Here is a 23,369-nt window from a genome sequence, read left to right as displayed (position 1 = left end):
TAATTCAAATTTCTACCAATTATATTACAAAGATGACTTAAGCTTCTTTTGTTTTCTTCCCTTTGTCGACCAAATAAGTGGAATCTAAAGTCTTCTCAAGGATTTTAGTTTCCCAGCCAAACAATGTCATCACAATTAAATGAATACGTGCTTGAGTCAGTTTATAGATAAACCATGGTAATGTCGGCTCATATTCATGAATCGCAATAATACATTCATTAGTATCCAGGATTCTACGGAACTCTAAGCGTGCTCTTCCCTCTTCGCCTTCTTTGACTGCTTTAGAGAATTTACCCCCTTTAATCATGAATAAAACCCGGTCATCATCTGAATAATCCTTATTTTTCTGCAGGATCAGAATCGGATCCTTGAAAATAGGCAGGCTGATTGATAACGTGTCACCATCGATTGCCGTGTTAATAAATGACATACCAATACGGGATAGCCAGTTCATATAATAATTAGCTGTCTGATCGATGGACCAGGATGATGGAATCGTAATACGTTGTACCGACTTAACATCACTTTTCTTCAGCGCTTGCCCAATGGACTCCGACTTTTTAGATTTCTTTTTGTCCTCTTTATCTTCCTCGATTGCGGTCTTAATACTTTCATCCAGTGGAGTAGGCGCATTCGTAATACCTTCAACATAATTTTCCTTTGAAGGCACCATGTCATGGACCAGACTGTCAAGAAGCGGATACACCAGTTCCTTCGGCTCTTCGGTAATCAGACTGACAATCGGTTTAGTGATGGAGACCGGAATAATCGGCAGATCCATCATCGGCAGTTTTTTACCCATGACTTTTGCGGTCGCTTTAAACATACCTTTATAATCTGTTACATCGTTGAAAATATCAATGGATTCATTTTTCTCGGGACGACGTTCAATCAGAGCAGCCAGCCCTTTCACAACGTCTTTTAAAGCAACGGGTGCCGTTTTGCTGTATGCCCATTTAGGCAGCACAAGTGCCGGCAGACGTTCAGTTAATTTTTTCAGGATCGGGAATGACGAGCCTTTCGGTCCGATGATGAGTCCCGCCCGTAACGTTGACACGGGTACGCCGTATGAACCAAGAATCTTTTCACATTCTAAGCGACTGCGCAGATGATCTGATAAATCCTCAGATTTTTCATGCGGCATAATACCACTCATAAAGATGATATGCTTGACCCCTTGTTTTTTAGCCGCACGCCCGAAGTTATCAGCCAGAATAGCATCCATATCGACAAATGAAGCCTGCGTCAACTTAGCTGAAGGCTGCATTGAATGGACAAGATAAATCGCAGTATCAATACCTTCCATCGCCTCTTCAACATCTTTAATAGAGAACAGGTCGACTTTCTTCCATTCGACATTCTGTTCATTTTCTTTATTTTTAGTACTGCGGGATGCAGCAATAATCTGATAATCATCCTTGATTTCATTAAGCAGGTTAGCACCAATATAGCCAGAAGCACCAGTCAGTAATATTTTCTTCATGTAAACCCCTCTTTTTTTATGATGATAAACTATACCCGTATATTTCCTTTTTATGTATGAACCTTAAAGTTTTCTTAAACTGTCAGACAAACCTTAGCAACGAAATCATTCTGTGCTATATTTTAGACAGATATTCGAAAGCAGGTGTTATTTTTGATTGTAACCATGACGGCGATGGAAGCTTATAAGCGATTCTGGACGCAGGCATTTAATTTGCATGACCGGGCCAGACGTAAAGAGTTCTGGGTTCCTACGAGTCTCCATCTCCTGCTTTATTCCATCGCCTATATTGTAGTAGGAATGTACTATAAATTAGATAACGAACACATCTATGTCATCATGAATTTAGTCAGTAACTTGATCCTGATTATCCCTACCTTTTCGGTGACCTTCAGAAGACTACAGGATTTAAACATCCCGGGCTGGTTCACATTACTGGTGCCTGTTCTTCATCTACCAGCAGCCTTGCCCGCTCGATTCCTCGATATCGACATTCAGCTTTTTATTGAAATCCTTCATCTATTCATCACGCTTATCTTACTCATTATTATGACGTTTGATGGCACGGAAGGACCTAATCAATACGGCCACGATCCTAAAGAAGAAATAGATGAACTGAATCCGAGGAAATACTGATGTATCGCATGCATAAAATGACCCCACATGAAGAGGACATAATAGTGTCGTGGCGTTATCCTGCGCCTTATCACCTATACAACCTGACCAAGGATGACTTTGACAGTAAAAATGACTTTTTCACTGTCTATAGAGATGAAGATTTAGTCGGGATGTTAAAACTTCATTATAATGAAGGAACTTGTACACTCGGCCTCGGTCTCAGACCTGATATGACGGGTAAAGGGCTTGGACAAAAATTTGTGGAAGCAGCTGTTCTCTTCATTAAAGAACAGGTGTGTCAAACCATCCAGCTCGCTGTTATATCGTCAAATGAACGTGCCATTAAAGTATATGAACGCTGCGGTTTTGCTGAGAAGGATTATGAACTGATGCTTGCCGGTGATGTCCTGCAGGAGTTCTTAATCATGGAATATCAAGAAGAAAAATAATCTAACGTATCATCATTAAAATTTTGTTGTATACAGCAACTTAAAAGGAGCTTTTACCATGTCTACTCTCTGCAATTGTGCTACGCTCAGCCACATCCATGTTTCAGCCGACTACGGCGCTGATCCTATCTGGTGTGCAATCTGTCATTCTAATTTAGATGTCACTGAATTCCCTATTTCTGATACACTCGATCACGATCTATTCCGATGGACAAATCGCTACGGTGAATGGCTTGACCTCGAAACAGATCAAATCATCACTGAGGGCGAGACGCTTGAAAGACAACATAACGAAGAAGGCATCTTCCTGACAAAAAGACTTCAGACTGAACTTCCACATTACACGTTCACTTTCATTCCATCAGAAGATACAAAATAAAAGCAGCCGTCTGGCTGCTTTTATTTTTTCGGTATTAAGTTAAGTGCCTCTGACACTTCCTGGTTGACCTGCTCAAATAATGCTTCATTATCCCCTAACTTCTGACCATAGGAAGGAATGATGTCTTTCAGGCGTTCTTCAATATTCGGGATCTGACTGCCGAAACATTTGACCAATACTTGAAGCATCACATGTGCCGCGGTTGAAGCCCCTGGTGACGCACCGAGCAGTGCTGCCACTGTACCGTCTTCTGAAGTGATGACCTCTGTACCAAACTGCAGTGTGCCTTTGCCTTGATCTGTATCTTTAATGACCTGTACACGCTGACCCGCTACTACGATATCCCAGTCATCCGCTTTCGCATTCGGCACAAATTCTCGTAATTCTTCAATGCGCTGCTCTTTAGACTGCATCACCTGTTCAATCAGATACTGTGTCAGTTTCATTTCTTTTGCACCTGCTGAGAGCATTGTCAGCAAGTTGTTCGGCTTCACTGATCCGATCAGATCCATATAAGAACCTGTTTTCAGGAACTTAGGAGAAAATCCGGCGTAAGGACCGAATAACAGCGATTGTTCACCGTCAATATAACGCGTATCCAAGTGAGGAACTGACATTGGCGGTGCACCGATTTTAGCTTTACCATAGACTTTGGCATGATGCTTCTCAACAATAGCCGGATCCTTACATACTAGGAAGAGTCCGCTTACAGGGAAACCGCCGATATGCTTCGATTCCGGTATACCCGTCTTCTGCAGTAGCGGCAGACTGTAGCCCCCTGCGCCGATAAAGACGAAATCAGCATTATGATACTCTGTCTTCTTGCGGTCTTCATCATACACTTTAACTTGCCAGCCGCCGCCCTGCACACGGTTTAAATCTTTCACTTCATGACGGTATTGCAGGCTCACCCCTTGTGCCTGCAATACATCAAACAGATCTTCTGTCAGTTTGCCGAAGTTGATATCAGTGCCTGACTCCATCATCGTCAGGGCCATCACTTCATTCGGATCGCGCCCTTCCATCATAAGAGGCACCCATTGTTTCATTTCTTCTTTATCCTCTGTTATTTTCATGCCACGGAACAGCGGATTGTCAGACAATGCCTTGTAGCGGTTTTTAATGAAGCGAACATTATCCTCACCACTGACATAACTCATATGCGGCACCGGCATGATAAAGTCCTGCGGGTTTTGAAGCAGCCCCTTTTTCACCAGATGCGCCCACAGCTGTTTTGACAGTTGAAACTGCTCATTGATATCCAGTGCTTTTGAAATATCAACATTGCCGTCTTTATCTTCCTTTGTATAGTTGAGCTCACATAAAGCAGAGTGACCTGTTCCTGCATTGTTCCAGGCATTTGAACTCTCAAGTCCAGGCTGATCAAGTTTTTCAAAGACAGTGATATTCAGCTCCGGCTTCAACTCTTTAAGTAATATCCCTAAAGTGGCACTCATAATACCGCCACCAATCAAAATAACATCGGTTTTGTTCGTCATGTTTCGCATCCTCCTACCTTGTTTCTACCTATTATACGCTTATCTCTTGCAAGAAAAAAGTATGCGATTACATAACTACATGATTAAAGAATCTGTTTACTTTAAATCCTTTGTCGCCGGTCCTTCCAGCACACAACCTTGCCGATCGAATCTTGAGCCATGACATGGACAGTCCCATGTTTTCTCGGCACCATTAAACTTAACGACACAGCCGAGGTGCGTACAGAACGGGCTGACATGGTGCTCATTGCCTTCGTCATCTTTATAAACCGCCTGCAGTTTTCCTTCTATATTGAAGATACCGCCATCTCCGGTTTTAAGTTCAGAGGTGTCCGTACTGTAATCTTTCAGCGCCAGCGTTTCTCCTTTGACTGCATCTTTGATTTGTTTACCCAGTGCTTTCGCCTGATTTCCGAGAGTATTGATGCGTTCCGGTCTGAAGAGTGCTTCATATGGATTATGCCGACGATTGATTAAATCGCTGATCAACTGGGCTGCTGTTGCTGCTGTGGCCATCCCGAACTTATTGAAACCCGTGATCACATAAAGGTTTGGATCCTGTTTATCATACTGACCGATGAGCGGCATACGGTCCACCGTCATCATATCCTGTGCGGACCACTGTGCCGTTATATGGCCTTTAAAGTTTTCCTGAGCGAATTCACCGAGCTTTTCATACGCCTCTTCAGTCCGGTCTTTGGCACCTGTGATATGATTCTCACCACCCACCAGTACCCCGATTCCCGCTTCATGATGATAATGGCGGATTGAACGTTTAGGTGCGTCCACCGTCTGATACATCCCGTGTGGAATATCGATGCCATCTGCTGCGACAATATAAGAACGTTCGATCTGCAGTTGAGACATATAGTTATTTTTCAGGTGATTGACGGGAAAGTGCGTCGCCATGACTGCCTTTTCGAAATGAATCGTGTGACCTTTTTCAGTCAGGGCTTTAATTTTCCCGAGCTCTGTAATCAAAGTTTCTTCATAGAACCTAACGCCTGCTTTCACAGCTGCTTCGACCATGCCCGACAGGAATTTAATCGGATGAAATTGAGCCTGGTCCGGCATCTCCAGTCCAAGTGTTGTTTTAAATGGCAGACCTAGATCTTCTTCGTGCAATCTCGCCTTGATTCCTAACGTCTGATAAGCCTCATATTCATCGCGTATAGCTTTTTCGTTGCGGCCATCTGTCACCTGCGTACTGGACATTTTCTCGAAATCGCAGTCTATAGCATGTTTCTGAACTAAATCTTCAATAGCCTTGATCCCATCCACTTGCGACTGATAAAAAGCTTTTGCTTTATCTTCTCCTTGAGACTTCAGAATCTCCTGGTACATGAGGTGATGCTGCGCAGTAATCTTAGCCGTTGTATTAGCTGTCGTCTCCTGCACCAGTTTACGGCCTTCAACAAGCGTGACATCTTGACCCGCTTCAGCTAAACGGTAAGCGGCAAGAATACCTGCGATCCCTCCCCCGATGACAAGCACTTCAGTTCTGATATCCTGTTCCAGTGCAGGAAAATCAGTCACTTTCGCCGACTCAGTCCAATAAGAAATATTCTCTCTTTTCATTATATAACCTCCCCAAATGTCATTCCCTCTGCTATACCCTCTGCTGGATAAAAAATACACTGTTCACGCTATTTACATAAAAATAACACCTACCTTTGACAGTCGGTGTTATGGATGTAACCTCTTACACTTTTTACTTCTCATAAGGGACGACATCTTTGCCGAATTCCTTGTTAATATAAGCTTTCATATCTTCTGACTGCAGGACTTTAATCAGCTCCTGAAACTTTTTATCATCCTTATGCCCTTCCTGTACAGCCAGGATGTTCGCGAACGGGGATGATTTATCCTCAAGTGCAATCGCATCTTTATGAGGAATAATACCATTATCGATTGCATAGTTGGAGTTCATAATGACTGCCGCACCTTCTCCGTTCTTATAAGTCTTCGGCAGAAATTCTGCACTCTGCTTATTATTGAATTTAAGATTCTTCTTATTCTCAACGATATCCGTAAATTTGGCATCTTCTATCTTCACGCCATCCTTCAGCTTGATGACCCCTTCATTGACGAAGAAAGAGAGGAAACGGCCTTCTTCAGCCGGATTACTGGAGACAAAGATTTCTGCACCGTCCGGGATTTCAGCTAGATTCTTATATTTTTTACTATAGACTCCCATCGGTGTCGTGAATACTTTGCCGACTTCCTCAATTTTATAATGATGGGTCTTCTTTTCTGCATTAAGATATGGAACATGCTGGAATAAGTTGGCGTCTACATCACCTTCATCGAGTAATTTATTAGGCACTTTGTAATCATTGACGATTTTAACTTCAACGTCGTAACCTTTTTTCTTCATCGCCTCAGCTGCATGTTTGACCACTTCTCCGTGCGGGGTAGGTGATGCCGCGACTACGATTTTCTTATCGTTCTCTTTTTCATCCGCTGAACCGCATGCTGTAAGCGTCACTGATAATAAGAATGCACTTAAAATTCCTAAACCTTTTTTCATCATAGAATCCTCCTCAAATTTTTTAATAAAAAAAATACTTTCTCCATAAAAAATAGAGAAAGTATCCGCTTTCTCTCATCTTCTAAAGCAATCGCTTTATGTGAATTAGCACCATGTCAAACTGACTGGTTGCCGGGTTTCATCGGGCACATCCCTCCACCACTCTTGATAAGAGTTTTATTAAGTTGTTAAAATCATAGCAATTGTATCGACATTCGTCAATAACTGACCAATCAAAAATTTCTTGACTAACAAACTTTTTCAGAAAACATCCAGACTTCTTCTGGTATGATAGCAAGGAGGTGAAATTATGTCTGAAGAACAAAAAGGAATTCTCTACGCTGCAGGCAGTTATGTCATGTGGGGCGTACTACCTTTATACTGGAAACTAATCGACGGTATCCAGTCTTATGAAATTCTAGCGCATCGCATCATCTGGTCCCTAGTCTTTATGATACTTCTCGTCTTCTTTCTCGGTAAGACATCTGAACTCAAGATTCAGACAAAAAGCCTGTTCGGCGAACCGAAACAGGCACTCAGTCTATTCATTGCGGCCGTTGTCATCGCTATGAACTGGGGGCTCTTTATCTGGGCGGTCTCGAATGACCATGTGATGCAGGCGAGTCTTGGTTATTACATCAATCCTTTGATGAGTATTCTGCTCGGTCTTTTCTTCATGAAGGAACGTTTCACTAAAGTGGAATGGCTTGCTATCGCACTTGCTGCGGCCGGTGTATTCTATATGACGTTATCGCTCGGTGTATTTCCTTATATTTCTGTGCTGCTTGCTGCTTCTTTCGCAATTTACGGTCTCCTGAAAAAGAATATCCGAATCGATGCCATCTATACCATTCTGCTTGAATGTCTGTTCACCTTACCTTTCGCATTAATAGGACTGGTTTACTTGAAAAGCATTAATATGAGTCATTTTGGTATGAATCAGGACAGCTTTATTCTGCTGTTCTCAGGTGCGCTGACTGCGATTCCGCTGATCATTTTTACAGCGGGCGCACGTCGCATCCCGTTGTCATTAATCGGTTTTCTGCAGTACATAGGACCGACACTTATGCTGATCCAAAGTGTCTTTCTGTTCAATGAGCAGTTTACTATCACCCACCTTGTGACATTCGGATTGATCTGGACGGGACTCATTCTCTACAGTATTTCAAAAATCATGACCTATCGAAGACAAAAACGTATATAAAAAGCATCACAGCAGGCGCTGTGATGCTTTTTTGGGTAATGCAACCGAAATAGATGTCATCATATTCATTACCCCCCTTGCAGAATTTATCTTCACTGATACTATACGACACGTGCACCTTTTTTAAACGTTTTACTGGCATCTTTACAAAATCTCAATAATTATTTCTCCTGCCGCAAAAAGATAATAAATATAAGCGTCAGAATAATAACGATACCGATGACATACCAGGATTCTGCCAGAACCTTAAGGTTATCTATGAGATGATAGCGATGTTCAAGTGGACGCTTAGGTTCGGAGACCACTTTCTGGCCATTTTTCGTTGTCCGTTCTGCATAAATCAGTAGTCTTTCCTGTCCGGAAGGTGTACAGGTAAGCAGCGTGACAATGTCTCTGCCTTTTTTGATGGCCATCGCTTCCACATGATCCGGCGTCACAATCACTCTATCATACACTCTATAATAGAGTGTTTCCTTGAAGTTATTGATAATGATCTGATCACCATTTTTCAGTCGGTCAATATGCGTAAACCATTCATGAAAAGGTGAATACGAGTGTGCGGCCAGTACACTATTGGTTGACCGCCCTCCCACAGGGAAACTGGTGCCGATTACTCGTGAGACTCCACGATTCAGGCTTTCTGGTGTCGCCCGTTCATATACCGGATAATGCAGCTTCAGTGCCGGAATTTTAACTGTGGCAATGATATCATCGCCTATCATCTCTTCTTTCTGTCGGTCGTTCTTCTTCACCTCGACAGCAGGGCTATCAGGAGTCGGCTGATTCATCGCGAGTTCCTCATTTGACCTGCGCTGAGCAATATAGCGTTGTTTCTGGTCATCAGAATTAACCTGGAATTGTTCCAGCAGAACTGCTGACTGCCGCGACATATCATAATTGTAATAAATCTTAGTGACAAGCGGATAGAGCACAATGATAAGGCCAGTTAAAAATATAAGCGTTAAAACTATTTTTCTCATACAGCTTCCCGTTTTCTCTTTTTATTCTGCCAGATTCGCCAAAGCAGAAAAAGCACAAACGCAATGGCTAATCCAATCAGGTAATTCTTATAGACTGTGATGAACTTATACCACCATGGATCCTTTTCTGCTTGATGCTGTTTCTGTAATTCCGGCGTATAAGGAACGCGGTGTCCAGTTACAAGCATACGATGAGAATTAATCATATAAGGGGTGCAAGTCAGGAGTGTCACTAAATCCTTTCCTTCCTGAATTTTAATTTTATCGAATTCTTCCGGTTTAATCACTTCAATTTTATCGACTTTATAGGCGAGGACATCCCGAATATTATAGACATAAATCATATCCCCTTTTTTCATTTTATCAAGATCTGTAAACAGCTTCTTATCCGGTAACCCTCGGTGCGCTGACAAAACGGCTCTAGTGGATTTACCGCCAACGGGTAAAGACGTATTCTCAAGATGCCCGACTCCTTTCTGAAGAACACGTTCTGTTGTACCTGCAAAAATTGGAAGGTCCTGATGAATCTTCGGTATTTCAACGTGGCCGATTTTCTCATTGACTTCGAGCATCTTTGCATAAGCTTTTTTACCGATTTCTTCTTCTTTTTCAGTGTAGGAGTCGTGCAGCACCTGGGTAGTGTGAGTTAAGGACTCGTTATAGGCTTTAGCCTGTTCTATACGTTTATCAAGTTCTTTTTCCGAGAGCAGCTCCACTTCTTTATTGAAATCATTGATGTCAGTGCTCGCCTGGTAATCATAATAGACAGCGCTGATCATAGGATAAATCAGAATGCCGAGTCCGCTTAAAAAAATCATCAGGAAGAGCAGATTCGATAGTAAGCTGTTCTTTTTTTGCTTATCTGGTTTTTGTTTTATCACTTGAATCACTCATTTCATAAATAAATAAGGCAGACCTTGGTCCACCTTATCTTTTATCATATTTAAGAATCGATTAAGCTTGTCTTCTTCTGAAGAACATTAATGCCGCTAACATTAAGCCAAGACCAACTACTGTGAAGATGACCGTACCCATACCACCTGTATTAGGAATAGAAGTCTGTTTATTGATGACTTCCTGCGGCGTTGCTGTTGCCGCTGCACCTGCTGTTACTGCAGTTGGATCTGAATAATAAGAAGTTGAATTGACTGTAAACTCAGTTGTCGGATTTGTCGGTAATGTGTAGCCAGATGGGGCTTGTGTTTCTTCGATGTAATATGATGTTGAACCGCCATTAGCTGAGCCATCTGCACCATATGGTAAACCAGTTACTTCAAATGCACCGTTAGCATCAGAAGTGAAGACAGTTGCTTTTGTTTTATCAGTTGTCCATGAAACGGCTTTAGTTGTTGCATCTTGAATTAAGTACTCATCTGCTGCATTTTTAACAACGAATTGTGCTCCTTGCAGATTTGTACCTGAACCGTTCGTTTTCACGAAGTTTTTACCCCCTGTATAAACCATAGGGACATCAGTAGATGGGACTGTCGGTGGTGTAACCGGTGTATTGGTTCCGTTCGGCTCTGTGGTAATACCGTGACCATTGTCAAAGTTTAAAGTCGCATTGTTTAAAATAGGTTGACCCATTACTGCTGTATTGTTGATAGTTGTAGGTACTAAGATGTTTAATTTTGGTGCTGCGCCGAATGTACCTAATTTATCGATTCCTGCTGCTGTAAATACCACTTTCAGTTCACGTGTTGCTGCATCATAAGCTGCCGTGAAATCTGTTCCTGCTACAAGTTCTGTTCCGTTAACAGTGACTTCCACCTGAGCAGCACCTGCAAAATCAAGTTGAGTTGCAATTTTATCAGTTACTTCAAATTTGTTGTATTCTTCAATACCTGTTGGAACAGTCGGCTGGATTAACCAGTTGAATTGTTCTCCCACAGCGAATGATGATGATTTGTTACCATCTGATTCTACGTCTTTATCAATCGTTGGTGTATCCTGTAAAACGTTCTTTGGATACACATTTAAGTCTGTGATGTAACCTGTACCTGCTTCGTTAGTGATAGGTAATTCAAGACCGAACGGAACAGCTGCAGAAGATTTAACTGCTGTCGATCCGTTTTCAATGAACCAGTAGTAGCCTTCAGCTAAGTTGGTTACTTGTACGGTACCATCTGCTGCTGTAGTGCCTGTAGCAGTGCCGGTTGCACCATTTAAGTAGGCTTCTACTTCGGCTGCTGTATCATAAGAAGATGGATTTGCTTTCATAGCTGTCAATTGATCTGAAGTGACTTTCCAGTATGTGAATGAAATACCGGAGATTGGTTCACCAGTCGGTGTCTCAGTACCTGTCAATTCACCATATGTTGAAGTTCTAGCAGTGTCACCTGTGATTTTGTGAATGGTTAAATTTGTGGCAGGGCCAGCTGCAAATGCCTGCTGGAACGGTGCGAAAAGAGAGGCGATAAGAGTGATAATAAGTAATGCAGAAAAACGCTTTGCGATAGTTGACATGGAATGTCCTCCTTTTAATTTTTAAACTTGTTGGCGTCGGTACATGAGGGACAGGAATATAATGATAATGCCGCTGAAGGTGAAGAGTAATGTACCCCACCCTCCTGTATTCGGCAGAATTGCTGAATTGCTTTTATTGGAGACCTTAACAGTAACCAGCGTGCCGTCCTTAATCGTGACGTTGATTGGCGTCTGATCGAGCTGATAGCCAGTGGGTGCTTTTGCTTCCACTAATGTGTATGTACCAAGTGGTAAGTCAATAAATGAAATCTTACCATCAGTCCCCGTCGTACGTGAGGCAATCACATGGCCAGTTGAATCTTTCAGATCAAAGGTTGCTCCAGCAAGTAGCTTGCTTTCATCGCCAGCTTGATATTTAACAATATCGAGTTTACCTAGTATCTTTGTATTGATGATTTTGTAGAGTGTGCCACTTGTATAAGCCTTGCCGTCCACTGTAACAGAGCCGTCTGAACCAATGTTGACAGTATGAGTTGCTGTATCCATCGTATAACCTGCCGGCGCTGCAGTTTCATTCAAGGTATAAGTGCCAGTCTTCAGATTTGCAAAACTTACCAGCCCTGACGCATCGGATGTTTGTGTGACAGTGACACCCGAATTATTCTTCAATGAGAATGTCGCATTTGCGAGTGTATTACCTTTATCATCTACTTTGTTGAACGTGAAGCTGTAGACCGGCTCCGCATATTTCGCTTCAGGCACTGGATATTCTCTTAAAAGAGTTGAAGTTGGTGTCGGCTGCAATGTAGTCTTGCCGTTCATCGGATACCACTGATTCTCGACAAATGATGAATCTGTTGTTCGGAGGTTCACCTTATAGTTCAAGTTGACCCATTCACCTTTACCGAGAGTTAAGCCATTGATTTTGATGGTCCGTGTCGCAGCATCATAGGTAACAGTGACACCTATCAGCAGTGACGGATCTGATGCAGTCAGTGTATAATCTGATGAATCAAATACACCATTACTGCCAAGGTCGAGATCATACATTGGTCCGATCGGGTCGGTTACTACCCCTTTCGAAATACTGTCAGACATAATCTGAGAAATGTTTGAGAGTATCTGAGATAACTGAGTAGCTGAGTCCGTTGTCTGGAAGGCATACTCAGGTTTAGAAGCGATATTGGTCAGCACTTTGTTCATATCATCAGTCGTGGCACCTGCTGATGGCACATTCGTATCAATACCGACCGAAAAGACTGTGAAGCCAGGATTGTTCTTTTTAATCAGCTTCGCCTCAGAGATGGTAGGCTGTCCGTGATTGGTGACTGTAAAGCCGTTAAGTGTGTAAGCATTGTGGTCATAACCTGGTTCAGATCGTCCATCCAGCAGATAAGTCCAGCCGCTCCCTTTGATAAGAGTAGAGAATGCGGTCATATCTTCCGGACCTGTACCAGCCGTTCCTTTATAACTCAGTGTGGGCGCCCCATCCGTCAGCACAATCATCACTTGTTTGTTCGGCGACGTTGCAAGCATCTGAGCACCTGTCCGTTCTCCAAGCTGAGTGAATGTACCGCTCTGACTACCGTAGGAAGGAGATGCAGGTATCGCACCTTTAACGACTGCAGGATCAGCAGAGAAGGTCTTCTGACTAATAATATTTTGAGCGTAATTGACGACACCGATTCGAACTAAAGGCGATGTACCGGTCGAATTGTTCTTCATTACTTCATCGATAAAGCTGTTGACACTTGCTTTCAAGTTCTCCCAACGCGTCATGCCATTAGAACCGATCTGATCCATACTACCTGAGTTATCGACAACTAAGACAATATCAAGTGGCTGCTGACTGACAGTTGAACGTCCTTGCGTCTTAAGATCGATGGCATATTGATTCTTGACACTTGTCGGTTTCGCATACTTCCATAAATAACCTTCATTGTATTCCACAGGCTGCGGTACGCGGTTGCGGTAAAGTCCGCGTTCATCCCAGCTCATATTCGAGATACTGCCGACATAGGTCGGATTAGGTTCAATGATTGCTGTGCCAGTGCCGGGCGTCGTTGTTGCACTTGCCTGTACGACTGTTGTAGTCGCTTTATTGCTCAGTGTGCCGTCTGCCATTTTCGCTTGAGCATAGAGGACAGTTCCTGCGGGCAGCGGTTTATACAGATCAATATAATAGGTTCCATCTGCTGACGCTTTCGTTGTTCCCAGCACATTACCATTTGCATCTGTCAACGTCACAATCGAAAAGGGGTCTGCTGTACCTACAACGCCCACCTGACTACTGTCAATCTTACTGATGGTTGTCGTTGCCATTTTTTGCACCGTGACAGTTGTATTGTTACTTCTTAAACCGTTCGGAGAGATAGCAGCGACTAAAATCTTGGCTCCTTCTGTCTGCACAGGAATGGTTAATGAGAAATTTCCTGATGCATCTGATTTACCAGTGACTTTCGTACCGTTAGGTAATGTCGCTTCAATCGTCATATTAGGTTCTGCCGTCCCTTTTAAAGCGGTGGTGTACGGCATAACTTCATTAGTGATGACAGGTGCATCCGGTGCAACAGCTGACTGTGTCACAGTGACCTGGGTTGCTGTACTTTCAGCTAAGTTAGAGGCTTTTGCTGTCACGTTCAGGACCGTGCCCGCGGCCTGCTTAGGGATTGTCACTGTATAGTTACCAGATGCATCTGCTGTTGTGGTACCTAAGATATTGCCATTTGCATCTTTGATAGTGACTGTCGAATTGCCTACAGCCGTTCCTGTCACCTTCGTATCAGAAGATGAGACGGCATTGACAGCAGGCGTATTCGTCCGCATCAGAAATTCACCCCAGATACCTGATCCATTGCTCCAGGTATCAACATAGATCGGACTAATTGAAAATTTGTAACTTGTTAAACCAGAGGTCGTGATCGGCGTCGTAAATTTGATGGTGTTAACATTGGCACTGTAGGAAGTCAGGGTCTGATTCGTCGCCCATGTTTTATTTACAGCTGTGCCCCCTGTTGCACCATTGTAATAACTAAATGATGTCGGCTTACCAAGACCTGTACTTAACGTCCAGTTATTATAGTCAATGGTATTAGACGTCTTTCCAGATTTATTAGATATAGAAATGGTCCAATCGATTGAGGTATTCGTACTGTTCATCACTGCTGTCATCGTCATAAGAATACCGTTATATGAATACTTAACTGTATTGAATGCATAAGACGGAGAAGCGGTAAGTGTTGAAGTTGTACTTGTGGGTGCCAGACTAAAGGTTGTCATTGTTCTCGCTGTCTTGGTAGGCGTCTTTATCACTGAACTTTGTGTAGTAGACGTACTAGTTGTTGGCGCCTGTACAGTTGGGGCTTCTGTTGTCGGTGTTGCTGTCGTAGATGTCTCCGTTGTCGGTGCTTCTGTCAGGGGCATTTCTGTTGTAAGCATCTCCGTTGTCGGTGCTTCTGTCGCGGGCACTTCTGTTTTAGGCGTCTCCGTTGTCGGTGCTTCTGTTGATGCCTCTTTAGTGACTGCTATGTCATAGCCTGTGACCTCTATCTGATAACCAGCAAGCTGCGTCACTTGCACCTCATACTGAACCGGTTGTCCTGCTGGATCATTGAGAGGTGCATTAAGAAATGTGTAACTTGTTTCAGAACCAGTGACTGTCTGTGTATCAATCAACTGATTTGTCGCCTTATCGAACAGCTTGAGTTCTAACGGCTGACTTTCCGGATTGGTGATAGTCCCTTTAATGTCTGCATTCAGATAAGTCTGAGTGATGTCATATTTTGAAATCGTTGTCTCATAAGTCCCTAATTTCTGTGTGGTAATGGTATAAACGATTTCCTTGCCAGCATCGTCAAACTTTCTAACATCTGAAAATATATATTGAGTCGCAGATGCAGGAACTATTTGCTTTTGAACCATTTCGTTTGTCGCCGTATTGACCAGATAAATGACGGTATCTGGTGACGATGTACCAGCCGGTACCTTCTGATATGTCAGATTTCCTGTCACTTTTATGAGCTGATAGACTCCATCAGTCGCTTTGATAGAGACATCGTTATAAAGTGTTTCAGCCGTTATACGATAATCTGTCGTCTGTTCCATGATTGTTGATTGAAATTCAATTGAATAAGTCTTAGTTATATCTGAGACTTTCAGTAGATAATCCGGCTTCATAGGATCCGGTTGCGTGATCTCTATACCTTGAGCTTTGAATACTTCAGTTACTTGTATTAAATCAAGTTGATGGCTTCCCTCAATCGACAATTTAACAATATTATTCGACAATTTTTTAAGGTCTAATTGCCAATGAATAATGGACTGATCATGAGAAGTTTCAAGTATGTTGATAATATTCTCATCACCTGAAATAGCGGTAGAGGTATTTGCATAAGCAACAGTTGTTAATGTCTGGGCAATGATTAAGATAACAATTAACATTGTAAAATAATGTTTAAAGGTGTTAAAAATGACTCCTAACCCCCTTTCTTATAAGGTTTGTAGAATCATATTAACACCTTTTAAAAATTTATCAACGTATTATTTTGTTAACTTTAAGTTTCTCGTTTTATATGTACACTTTTAAGTTGAACAATTGTTTTTATAAAATAACTTTTCTAAAATGGTTTAGATTACAATATGCTTCATTCATTCAATTTTTTCGGCATATCATAAAAAAATGTCGAATATAATACTATATTCGACATATTTCGACAATATTAAAAATAAATTTAAAATTATTTAATCTTTTTTTATTGTTAACTTTGTGTTATTAAATGTTAAATATACATATACATCACTAGATTAACTCTTAAACTATCTATCCATCAAAAAACCGACTATCAATAAATAGTCAGTTCTTTACGGCTTATTTTCTGCTAGATCATCTAGATTATTCCCGAATTCATTAACTTGATTTCTAGGAGCGGCACTTACTCTATGATGAGTTTAAATAAAGTTTTTCTTTTCCGCTTCAGGTGTTTCTTCCTCTTGTCGCTCAGCAGCTTCATCCTGCTCAAAACGCTTATTGGTGCGTTCTTCTTTTATTTCTTCTACATTGGTATTTTTCTCTTCAGTCATAATAGCCTCCTGTGATAAACATGATAGTATTATTTACCCTTTACACTTCACTGATAAACTCTCATTACTGCTCCTTTTCTGTGCATAAAAATTCAAATTGTTATTGTATTTATTCTTCATTGCGTTATAATAAGTTTAATATTCAGATAATTCAGTCAAAAGGAGTGCAACTTATGCAGAAAAAGCTACTATTACTTACCTCTTTATTAACCGTCTCAACTATTACGGCTGCTTGTTCATCAGATGGAAATAAAGAAGCGAATTCAGACAACAAAAAATCTGGCTCTAAGCAAGAGCTCAAGCTCATGTCGATTTCTGATATCCCGACAATGGATTCATCTCTCGCTACTGATATGGTTGCATTCAACGTCATGAATCAGACGATGGAAGGTCTCTATGTTTTAGATGATAAAGATAAAGCGATTCCCGGTGTTGCTGAAGGAGATCCTGAAAAATCAAAGGACGGCAAGACATGGACTATCAAGCTGAACAAAGATGCTAAATGGTCCAATGGTGATCCTGTCACTGCACAAGACTTCGTATATTCATGGCAGCGTACGCTTAATCCTGATACAGGTGCTGAATATGCCTATATCATGTATGACATCAAAAACGCAGAAGATGTCAATTTAGGGAAGAAGAAGCCGGAAGAATTAGGTGTTAAGGCAATAGATGACCACACGCTGCAAATTGATCTCAACACAAATGTCCCTTACTTCCAGGAACTGCTCGCATTTGGAACATTCTATCCGCAGAACCAGAAGTTCGTCGAGAAACAAGGCAAGAACTTCGGGATTAAAGCAGATACCACCCTTTATAACGGGCCGTTTGTTTTATCAGAATGGAATGTTGAGAAAAATTATGTCCTTGAGCCTAACAAGAACTACTGGGATAAAGATAAAGTGAAACTTAAAAAAATCAATTATGCGGTCGTAAAAGATCAGCAGACGGCAGCCAGTCTCTATACGACAGGTGCGCTTGATGTCGTCCAGCTTGCTGCAGAACAGGTGAGTAAATACAAAAATGAAAAAGGTTTCGATGCACAGCTTGAGGCACGTACTTACTTTATCCGTTTCAATCAGGATAAAGTACCTGAACTTAAAAACAAGAATCTGCGTCTCGCTATGGCAAAATCTATTGATAAGGAAAAATATGTTGAGAAATTGCTGAACAATGGCTCTAAGGCAACAGATGTCCTGACGCCGACTGAATTTGTGACAGGGCCAGACGGTAAAGATTATGTTGAAGGCGTTAAGTCGCCGCTTAACTATGACAAAGAAGAAGCCAAGAAACTATATGAACAAGCTAAAAAAGAACTCGGTAAAGATAAATTTGAGTTTGAATACTTAACTTACGATCAGGATACGGCCAAGAAGGATGCTGAATATGTCAAAGAACAAATTGAAACAAACTTACCAGGTGTAACCTTAACGATTAAACAGCAACCATTCAAGCAGAAGCTAAGCCTCGAATCTAAAATGAACTATGAGATAGCATTTGGTCGCTGGGGTGCCGATTATCCAGACCCTATGACTTATGTCGACATGTTCCTGACAGATGGTCCTAACAATGAGACAGGCTGGTCTAACAAAGAATTCGACCAACTGGTTAAAGATGCTAAAGGTCCGCTGCTTGCGACACCAGAAAAACGCTGGACCACTTTACAGCAAGCAGAATCTATCCTTCTGGAAGATGCTGCAATCGCACCGATGTATCAGAGCGGCATGGCGCGTCTCGTCAATCCTACAGTTAAAAACATGGTACTTCATAAGTTTGCAGGAGACACCTCTTTAAAAGAAGCCTATATGGAAGACTAATAAAAATGCGTCTATGACAATCTTGTCATGGACGCATTTTTAATAACTTCTGATGCTAGACCTTTTCTTCACATGGGTCATCTTCACATGAACGTGCTTGCCAGATTTCACGAGGCTTGCCCTCCTTTCAGATGACAATTCACTATTTTTCATGAAGCCTTCATATTTGTGTAAGCTGTTAGATTCTAATTCAAGAAAGTATTATTTGGACTTTCATCAGAATAATCTTACCCTTCTTTATTTTTACCTCATCAAAAATAGCCATAAACATCGTTTGAATAAGCTCTACAAACAGCATAATAAAAAAGCTGCAGGATAATTGCAGCTTTTTTGCTAGTTAAATTGATAAAAGTATGCTCGCGCTTCAGTGCCCATGTTTAGTTTCATCTTCCTGAATGCCATAATGAAACATTCACTTTCACTTTATTGTTCCTCCGGTTCGTTCAGCATAGCTGATACATAACCGCTACCATCAAACATAATGCGGATCTGGTAGCCATTAGTCGGATTGGTATTGTAGATAAACATATCACCCATCGGCTCTTCATTAGATTGTTCTGTCGGCTCCCCGTAAAGTTCAAGCACTTGGTCTTTAGAGATTTTTTGGCTTGGATTGATGGCTATTTTATCGGTTGGATTTATCATCGAAACTGCAATATCCCCAAATTTATAATAGCCGCCTTGGTGCCCGTCCTGACCATTTTCAGTCGGCCGACCATAGATATCCGCAATCTCATCGATCGTCATGCCCGCCTTAATATCGGCAAAGTCATTCGTATGATTCTCAAAGAAGAAATAGTCATGGAATTCAGGTGAAGTCACATCAACAGTCCCATCAGAACTGACAAAATTATAGTTGGAACCTGACGGCTGACTATCTTCAGCTATAGATTCCTTATGATTCTCTCCTATTATAGCGATTGATGTATAGAGACCTTTGTCCATATCAGGATAAACCTCAATATAGTAACCATTCGTCTTGTCACGATCGAATCTCATGTACTCACTGTGTGTATTCTCAGATTGATTCTGCCATGCTTCTTCCAAGCCGTCTGCGATATGCTGATCTTCAATATTCAGGCTGTAACCGTAGATTTTGTCGCCTTTAACACCGACAGTAAAATTATCATACTCATATGACTTGATGTCTTCTTGTTCATAGACTTTTTTAGCAGGTCCTAACTGGGTAATCAAGTCCCCAGCAGCATCACCTGCGTGATAGCCTTTAATATTAAATGAATTTGAGAGCAGAACCTGCCCGTACTCATAAGTATCTACACGCGGTAAGTTGAAATGTGCGATACCGTCTATCGTTGTGATATCACTGTCTTTTACAGCTTGTTTCTCCTCAGTTGTCAGTTTTTCAGTCGTTGGTATTTCTGTCGTCTGACTTTCCGTAGTAACCGCTTCTGTCGCCTCTGTAACAGTCTCTTTCGTTTCGAGATTGACTTCACTTTTTTCTTCTGGCTTATTACCACATGCTGCAAGAAATATGACTGCAGCCCCTATCAGCATATATTTCTTCATATCCATCCTCCTGCTAGTCTACTCACATCAATTATAACGAAAGCGCATCCAATATGCACCATAATATAAGAAAATGGAAATAAAAAAGAGAGAAGCGATGAAACTTCTCTCTCACTGCTATGCTTTTTGAACCGTGATTGTCCACGATGCATCATCTAATTGTTCGTAGTTCGTTACTGGATAGTTCTGTTCGGCCGCCCAGTTTGGAATCGCTTCTGTTGCCTGCGTGCAGTCGAAGTCGATTTTCAGCTCGTCGCCTGGATTCAGTTCTTCCATTTTCTTCTGTGCTTCAATTAACGGGAACGGACAGACCATTCCTACTGTACCTAATTCGTATAACATCTCATCTCTCCTTAAGCAGTCTGTGGTTTGACTGATACCTTTTTATTTTGTCGCATCGGTTTTACAAATAAGAAATAACTCATAAACCATGTGCCGAGAATCATGAATAATAGAGATAACCAGCCTTGTGCATTCATGGTCGCAGTAGACACCAGACCATTACCAATCGAACAGCCACCTGCAAGCGAAGCACCGATACCCATAAATGCTCCGCCGATTGCACTGTTTCTGATTGTGATCTTATCAGGCAGTCGCCATTTAAACTCACGTGAACCGCGCGCTGCAATATATGACCCGATAAAAATACCAAGGACTAAGTAGACCCCCCAGTCCAGTAGCTTCGTATCTCCATTGACTAGAAACTGCAGTAAATGAGCAGATGGTGTTGTAATACCGAGGCCGTAATTACGCCCTGTTGAAATACTCACCGGCCAGGCGATAAGAGCAATCAGACCGATAGCCACTGCGGCCATAAAAGGATGATACTTCTTCTCAAAGAAAAGATGTCTAACCCCGTTAAACTTCGGCTTCAGAGTAGGTACAGCAAACTTCGGTTTAGGTTTAGTCAGCTCTTTTCTGACACAGAATAATGTAATAAGTCCTAACATTAATATTAGCAGCCAGTACGGAATGCCGGTTACTTGACTGACATTCGAATCAACTACAGTCACACTATTCATTTTGTCCAAGAACGGCTTTAACACGCCGGCTTTTGTGATGGCCGCAAAAAGAGCATACATGCCGAGCGCAATCCAACTGCCAATCAATCCTTCACCTGCACGATACCACGTACCTGTCGCGCATCCTCCTGCTAAAATAATCCCAATCCCAAAGACGAATGAACCGATGATTGTTCCGATGACCGAAAATGATTCATAAGGTAACTGTACGATGTTGAACAATGATAAGATCCATAATCCGATACCTTGAATCGTAATTGCAATCAGTAATGCATAAAACATTTTGTTGTTCTTCTGCACATACATATCTCTAAAGCCGCCAGTCAGACAAAAGCGCGTACGCTGCATGACGAAACCAAGCATACCACCGACCAGCAGACCACTTATGATTAACCACATAAAGTTTCCTCCTATTATTCCGATAAAGTTACTAAGGAATAATAACATACGAAATCTGAGATGTAAATGGAAGCTTACTACGTCAAGCAAATTAAAAAAGACCGCCTACTGTGGCCTTCATCATTAGTTTTTAAGCATCTTATAATAAATCATCGAATTTAGTTTCAAGACGTCAATAATCTTGTAGCAAGTCATATAAAAGTTGTTACTTTATTAAGTATATATTTATTGTAGGAAGAGATGAAAAACCAGACGGATGATATACATCCGTCTGGTCCAATTATCAACTCACTCTTATGATACTTTAATCATAGTTCCCTTACTCTTGTTACCCGCTTTATCTTTCAGATAGACGGTCAAAATGGTTCCTTTTTTCTGCTTCGCTATTTTAATTGAAAAACTGTTCTTAGTGGACACTTTTATAACGTCCATGGCATAGGATTTTGATTACGATTGAGTTGTTTGACATTACTCTTTGGCAGGTTCTCGCGCTTAACGACTTTCGGTGTCATGCCTGAATTGATTCTTTTGTATAACTTTGTATCCATTTGATTCGTTCTAAAGCTTTTATAGATCCGCTTGGTCACTTCACTGCATTCAGGGCACGTGTCTTCTTGCAGGTTACTGTTCATTGATTTCCATGTGTCATACTCTCCGCAACTTGAACAAAGAAATGTATATTTAGGCATTATTCATCTAGTTTCGGGATAATGTTATTTAAGAAGATTTCTTTCGGTAAAGAGACCGTACAACACGCATTTGGAATATCAACGATACCCGCAATGTTACCTTGAACAGGTGCTGAGCCGAGTAACATATAAGCTTGTTCACCTGTGTAACCGCATGATTTCAGGAATTCAATCGCATTGAGACACGCGTTTCTGTACGCCGTATTAGCATCTAAATAGGTTTGGTCACCAGAAAATTCATTGACTGAAATACCCTCAAATACTAAGTATTCGTTATAATGCGGCATCACTGGTCCTGGTTGGAATGCCGGATTTCTCTTAATCTTATACTTATCCATGCCACCTTTGATGACATTCACTTTAAGTTCAATCCAACCCGGTATTTCAATACCTCCACAGAACGTAATCTCACCGTCTCCTTGAGAGAAGTGTAGATCTCCGACAGATAGCTTAGCACCATCCACAAATACAGGGAAGTAAATTCGAGAACCTTTCGATAAGTTCTTAATATCACAGTTACCTCCGTTCTCACGAGGAGGTACAGTACGTGCCCCTTCTTTAGCCACACGATCAAAATCTTCGCCTTTCAACGTACCGAGCACACAAGAATCAGGATCTGGTAACTCTGCTAAAGCTGGAACACGATTCGGATTCGTATCCACCAATGCTTTCTCACGTCTATTCCACTCATCCAGCATCTCCTGACTTGGCGCAACACCAATTAGACCGGGGTGAATGATACCTGCGAATTTAACATTAGGGATATGGCGACTCGTCGCATAAATACCTTCAAAATCCCAAATTGATTTCGCTGCATTTGGATAATGATCCACTAAGAAACTACCGCCATTTTCCTTAGCAAAAATACCATTGAAACCCCATTCGTGTGCACTGAAAGTACCAATATCTAAAATATCAACCACTAACAAATCACCCGGTTCAACACCATTCACATGAACCGGACCACTTAGAACATGAACACGTTTCAAATTAACGTTCTTAATATCTGATGGATCATCATTATTGCTAATCTGACCATCCGTCCAGTCTAGACATTCCATCTTAAAACTTTCACCCGGTTCAACAGAAAAAGCAGCCGGAATATCAGGATGCCATCTGTTATGTCCTGGATGTTTCTGTTCGTGCATCTTTTTAGTTAAATCGATTTCGAAGATTTTTTTCGCCATTTGAGTCCCTCCTATTAAATTAATATTACACTTTTAGTATAGTAATATTTTCAGAAAATTACAAATATTAATAGGGCAAT

General features: G+C 41.5%; 19 protein-coding genes and 1 riboswitch. Of the genes, 5 read left to right on the top strand and 14 right to left on the bottom strand.

What is annotated here, in order from left to right; genetic code table 11:
* Positions 1–37 precede the first annotated feature (37 nt).
* A complete protein-coding gene (locus QSV55_RS02530) occupies positions 38–1,483 on the bottom strand; it encodes an NAD(P)H-binding protein (RefSeq protein WP_289650567.1) in 1,446 nt (481 codons plus the stop codon).
* 153 nt (positions 1,484–1,636) lie between these two features.
* Here QSV55_RS02530 and QSV55_RS02525 point away from each other — a divergent pair, with 153 nt between their 5' ends.
* Genes QSV55_RS02525 through QSV55_RS02515 form a run of 3 tightly spaced genes read left to right on the top strand, consistent with a single transcriptional unit; the run spans position 1,637 to position 2,929 of the window.
* Entirely contained in the window at positions 1,637–2,119 is a 483-nt protein-coding gene (locus QSV55_RS02525; protein WP_289650566.1) for a DUF805 domain-containing protein, read from the top strand.
* A 44-nt stretch (positions 2,120–2,163) separates the two neighbouring features.
* Complete coding sequence (locus QSV55_RS02520; RefSeq protein WP_289650565.1) at positions 2,164–2,550, top strand: GNAT family N-acetyltransferase; 387 nt, start codon at positions 2,164–2,166, stop codon at positions 2,548–2,550.
* 58 nt (positions 2,551–2,608) lie between these two features.
* Positions 2,609–2,929 carry a hypothetical protein gene (locus QSV55_RS02515; protein ID WP_289650564.1) on the top strand — a complete coding sequence of 107 codons (321 nt, stop codon included), beginning with the start codon at positions 2,609–2,611 and terminating at the stop codon, positions 2,927–2,929.
* A gap of 20 nt (positions 2,930–2,949) precedes the next feature.
* Here the strand turns inward: QSV55_RS02515 and mqo are convergent, their stop codons facing one another.
* The 3 genes from mqo to QSV55_RS02500 form a co-directional block, all read right to left on the bottom strand.
* Positions 2,950–4,437, bottom strand: coding sequence for a malate dehydrogenase (quinone) (mqo, locus tag QSV55_RS02510; RefSeq protein WP_289650563.1), 1,488 nt, complete (start codon positions 4,435–4,437; stop codon positions 2,950–2,952).
* Between the two features lie 87 nt (positions 4,438–4,524).
* Positions 4,525–6,006: an FAD-dependent oxidoreductase gene (locus QSV55_RS02505; RefSeq protein WP_289650562.1), complete on the bottom strand. Its 1,482-nt coding sequence runs from the start codon at positions 6,004–6,006 to the stop codon at positions 4,525–4,527.
* Between the two features lie 133 nt (positions 6,007–6,139).
* Positions 6,140–6,958: a MetQ/NlpA family ABC transporter substrate-binding protein gene (locus QSV55_RS02500; protein WP_289650561.1), complete on the bottom strand. Its 819-nt coding sequence runs from the start codon at positions 6,956–6,958 to the stop codon at positions 6,140–6,142.
* A 72-nt stretch (positions 6,959–7,030) separates the two neighbouring features.
* Positions 7,031–7,133, bottom strand: a riboswitch (SAM riboswitch).
* 132 nt (positions 7,134–7,265) lie between these two features.
* On the opposite strand from QSV55_RS02500, the gene rarD reads away from it, so the two are divergent.
* Entirely contained in the window at positions 7,266–8,162 is an 897-nt protein-coding gene (gene rarD / locus QSV55_RS02495; RefSeq protein WP_289651036.1) for an EamA family transporter RarD, read from the top strand.
* A 161-nt stretch (positions 8,163–8,323) separates the two neighbouring features.
* Here the strand turns inward: rarD and QSV55_RS02490 are convergent, their stop codons facing one another.
* The 5 genes from QSV55_RS02490 to QSV55_RS02470 form a co-directional block, all read right to left on the bottom strand.
* Positions 8,324–9,142, bottom strand: a complete 819-nt coding sequence (locus QSV55_RS02490) for a class C sortase (RefSeq protein ID WP_289650560.1) — start codon at positions 9,140–9,142, stop codon at positions 8,324–8,326.
* Positions 9,139–10,023 (bottom strand): class C sortase, encoded by an 885-nt coding sequence (locus QSV55_RS02485; protein ID WP_289650559.1) that lies wholly within the window; start codon positions 10,021–10,023, stop codon positions 9,139–9,141. The genes QSV55_RS02490 and QSV55_RS02485 overlap by 4 nt, the downstream gene beginning before the upstream one ends.
* Positions 10,024–10,096: 73 nt before the next feature.
* A complete protein-coding gene (locus tag QSV55_RS02480) occupies positions 10,097–11,608 on the bottom strand; it encodes a SpaH/EbpB family LPXTG-anchored major pilin (RefSeq protein ID WP_289650558.1) in 1,512 nt (503 codons plus the stop codon).
* 21 nt (positions 11,609–11,629) lie between these two features.
* On the bottom strand, positions 11,630–16,009 hold the full coding sequence (locus tag QSV55_RS02475; RefSeq protein WP_289650557.1) for a SpaA isopeptide-forming pilin-related protein: 4,380 nt from the start codon (positions 16,007–16,009) through the stop codon (positions 11,630–11,632).
* 507 nt (positions 16,010–16,516) lie between these two features.
* Positions 16,517–16,648, bottom strand: coding sequence for a hypothetical protein (locus QSV55_RS02470; protein WP_289650556.1), 132 nt, complete (start codon positions 16,646–16,648; stop codon positions 16,517–16,519).
* 173 nt (positions 16,649–16,821) lie between these two features.
* On the opposite strand from QSV55_RS02470, the gene QSV55_RS02465 reads away from it, so the two are divergent.
* Positions 16,822–18,465 (top strand): peptide ABC transporter substrate-binding protein, encoded by a 1,644-nt coding sequence (locus tag QSV55_RS02465; protein WP_289650555.1) that lies wholly within the window; start codon positions 16,822–16,824, stop codon positions 18,463–18,465.
* 423 nt (positions 18,466–18,888) lie between these two features.
* On the opposite strand, the gene QSV55_RS02460 is transcribed toward QSV55_RS02465, so the two are convergent.
* The 5 genes from QSV55_RS02460 to fmdA form a co-directional block, all read right to left on the bottom strand.
* Positions 18,889–19,992: a hypothetical protein gene (locus QSV55_RS02460; protein ID WP_289650554.1), complete on the bottom strand. Its 1,104-nt coding sequence runs from the start codon at positions 19,990–19,992 to the stop codon at positions 18,889–18,891.
* A gap of 117 nt (positions 19,993–20,109) precedes the next feature.
* Positions 20,110–20,334, bottom strand: coding sequence for a sulfurtransferase TusA family protein (locus QSV55_RS02455; RefSeq protein WP_133451298.1), 225 nt, complete (start codon positions 20,332–20,334; stop codon positions 20,110–20,112).
* A gap of 11 nt (positions 20,335–20,345) precedes the next feature.
* Positions 20,346–21,413 carry a YeeE/YedE family protein gene (locus QSV55_RS02450; RefSeq protein WP_289650553.1) on the bottom strand — a complete coding sequence of 356 codons (1,068 nt, stop codon included), beginning with the start codon at positions 21,411–21,413 and terminating at the stop codon, positions 20,346–20,348.
* 419 nt (positions 21,414–21,832) lie between these two features.
* Entirely contained in the window at positions 21,833–22,102 is a 270-nt protein-coding gene (locus QSV55_RS11390; protein ID WP_353507453.1) for a zinc ribbon domain-containing protein, read from the bottom strand.
* On the bottom strand, positions 22,102–23,289 hold the full coding sequence (gene fmdA, locus QSV55_RS02440) for a formamidase (RefSeq protein ID WP_289650551.1): 1,188 nt from the start codon (positions 23,287–23,289) through the stop codon (positions 22,102–22,104). Before fmdA ends, QSV55_RS11390 begins: the two co-directional genes overlap by 1 nt.
* Between the last annotated feature and the right edge of the window lie 80 nt (positions 23,290–23,369).

The sequence above is a fragment of the Macrococcus bovicus genome (assembly GCF_030376725.1).
Taxonomy (GTDB): domain Bacteria; phylum Bacillota; class Bacilli; order Staphylococcales; family Staphylococcaceae; genus Macrococcus; species Macrococcus bovicus.
Note: the sequence above shows the minus strand (reverse complement) of the source record. Positions and strands in the feature narration are given on the sequence as shown.

Coding starts and splice junctions, on each gene's coding strand:
- QSV55_RS02530 (WP_289650567.1), bottom strand. CDS start 1,483: ATGAAGAAAATATTACTGACTGGTGCTTCTGGCTATATTGGTGCTAAC.
- QSV55_RS02515 (WP_289650564.1), top strand. CDS start 2,609: ATGTCTACTCTCTGCAATTGTGCTACGCTCAGCCACATCCATGTTTCA.
- mqo (WP_289650563.1), bottom strand. CDS start 4,437: ATGCGAAACATGACGAACAAAACCGATGTTATTTTGATTGGTGGCGGT.
- QSV55_RS02505 (WP_289650562.1), bottom strand. CDS start 6,006: ATGAAAAGAGAGAATATTTCTTATTGGACTGAGTCGGCGAAAGTGACT.
- QSV55_RS02500 (WP_289650561.1), bottom strand. CDS start 6,958: ATGAAAAAAGGTTTAGGAATTTTAAGTGCATTCTTATTATCAGTGACG.
- QSV55_RS02490 (WP_289650560.1), bottom strand. CDS start 9,142: ATGAGAAAAATAGTTTTAACGCTTATATTTTTAACTGGCCTTATCATT.
- QSV55_RS02480 (WP_289650558.1), bottom strand. CDS start 11,608: ATGTCAACTATCGCAAAGCGTTTTTCTGCATTACTTATTATCACTCTT.
- QSV55_RS02475 (WP_289650557.1), bottom strand. CDS start 16,009: ATGTTAATTGTTATCTTAATCATTGCCCAGACATTAACAACTGTTGCT.
- QSV55_RS02470 (WP_289650556.1), bottom strand. CDS start 16,648: ATGACTGAAGAGAAAAATACCAATGTAGAAGAAATAAAAGAAGAACGC.
- QSV55_RS02465 (WP_289650555.1), top strand. CDS start 16,822: ATGCAGAAAAAGCTACTATTACTTACCTCTTTATTAACCGTCTCAACT.
- QSV55_RS02460 (WP_289650554.1), bottom strand. CDS start 19,992: ATGAAGAAATATATGCTGATAGGGGCTGCAGTCATATTTCTTGCAGCA.
- QSV55_RS02455 (WP_133451298.1), bottom strand. CDS start 20,334: ATGTTATACGAATTAGGTACAGTAGGAATGGTCTGTCCGTTCCCGTTA.
- QSV55_RS02450 (WP_289650553.1), bottom strand. CDS start 21,413: ATGTGGTTAATCATAAGTGGTCTGCTGGTCGGTGGTATGCTTGGTTTC.
- QSV55_RS11390 (WP_353507453.1), bottom strand. CDS start 22,102: ATGCCTAAATATACATTTCTTTGTTCAAGTTGCGGAGAGTATGACACA.
- fmdA (WP_289650551.1), bottom strand. CDS start 23,289: ATGGCGAAAAAAATCTTCGAAATCGATTTAACTAAAAAGATGCACGAA.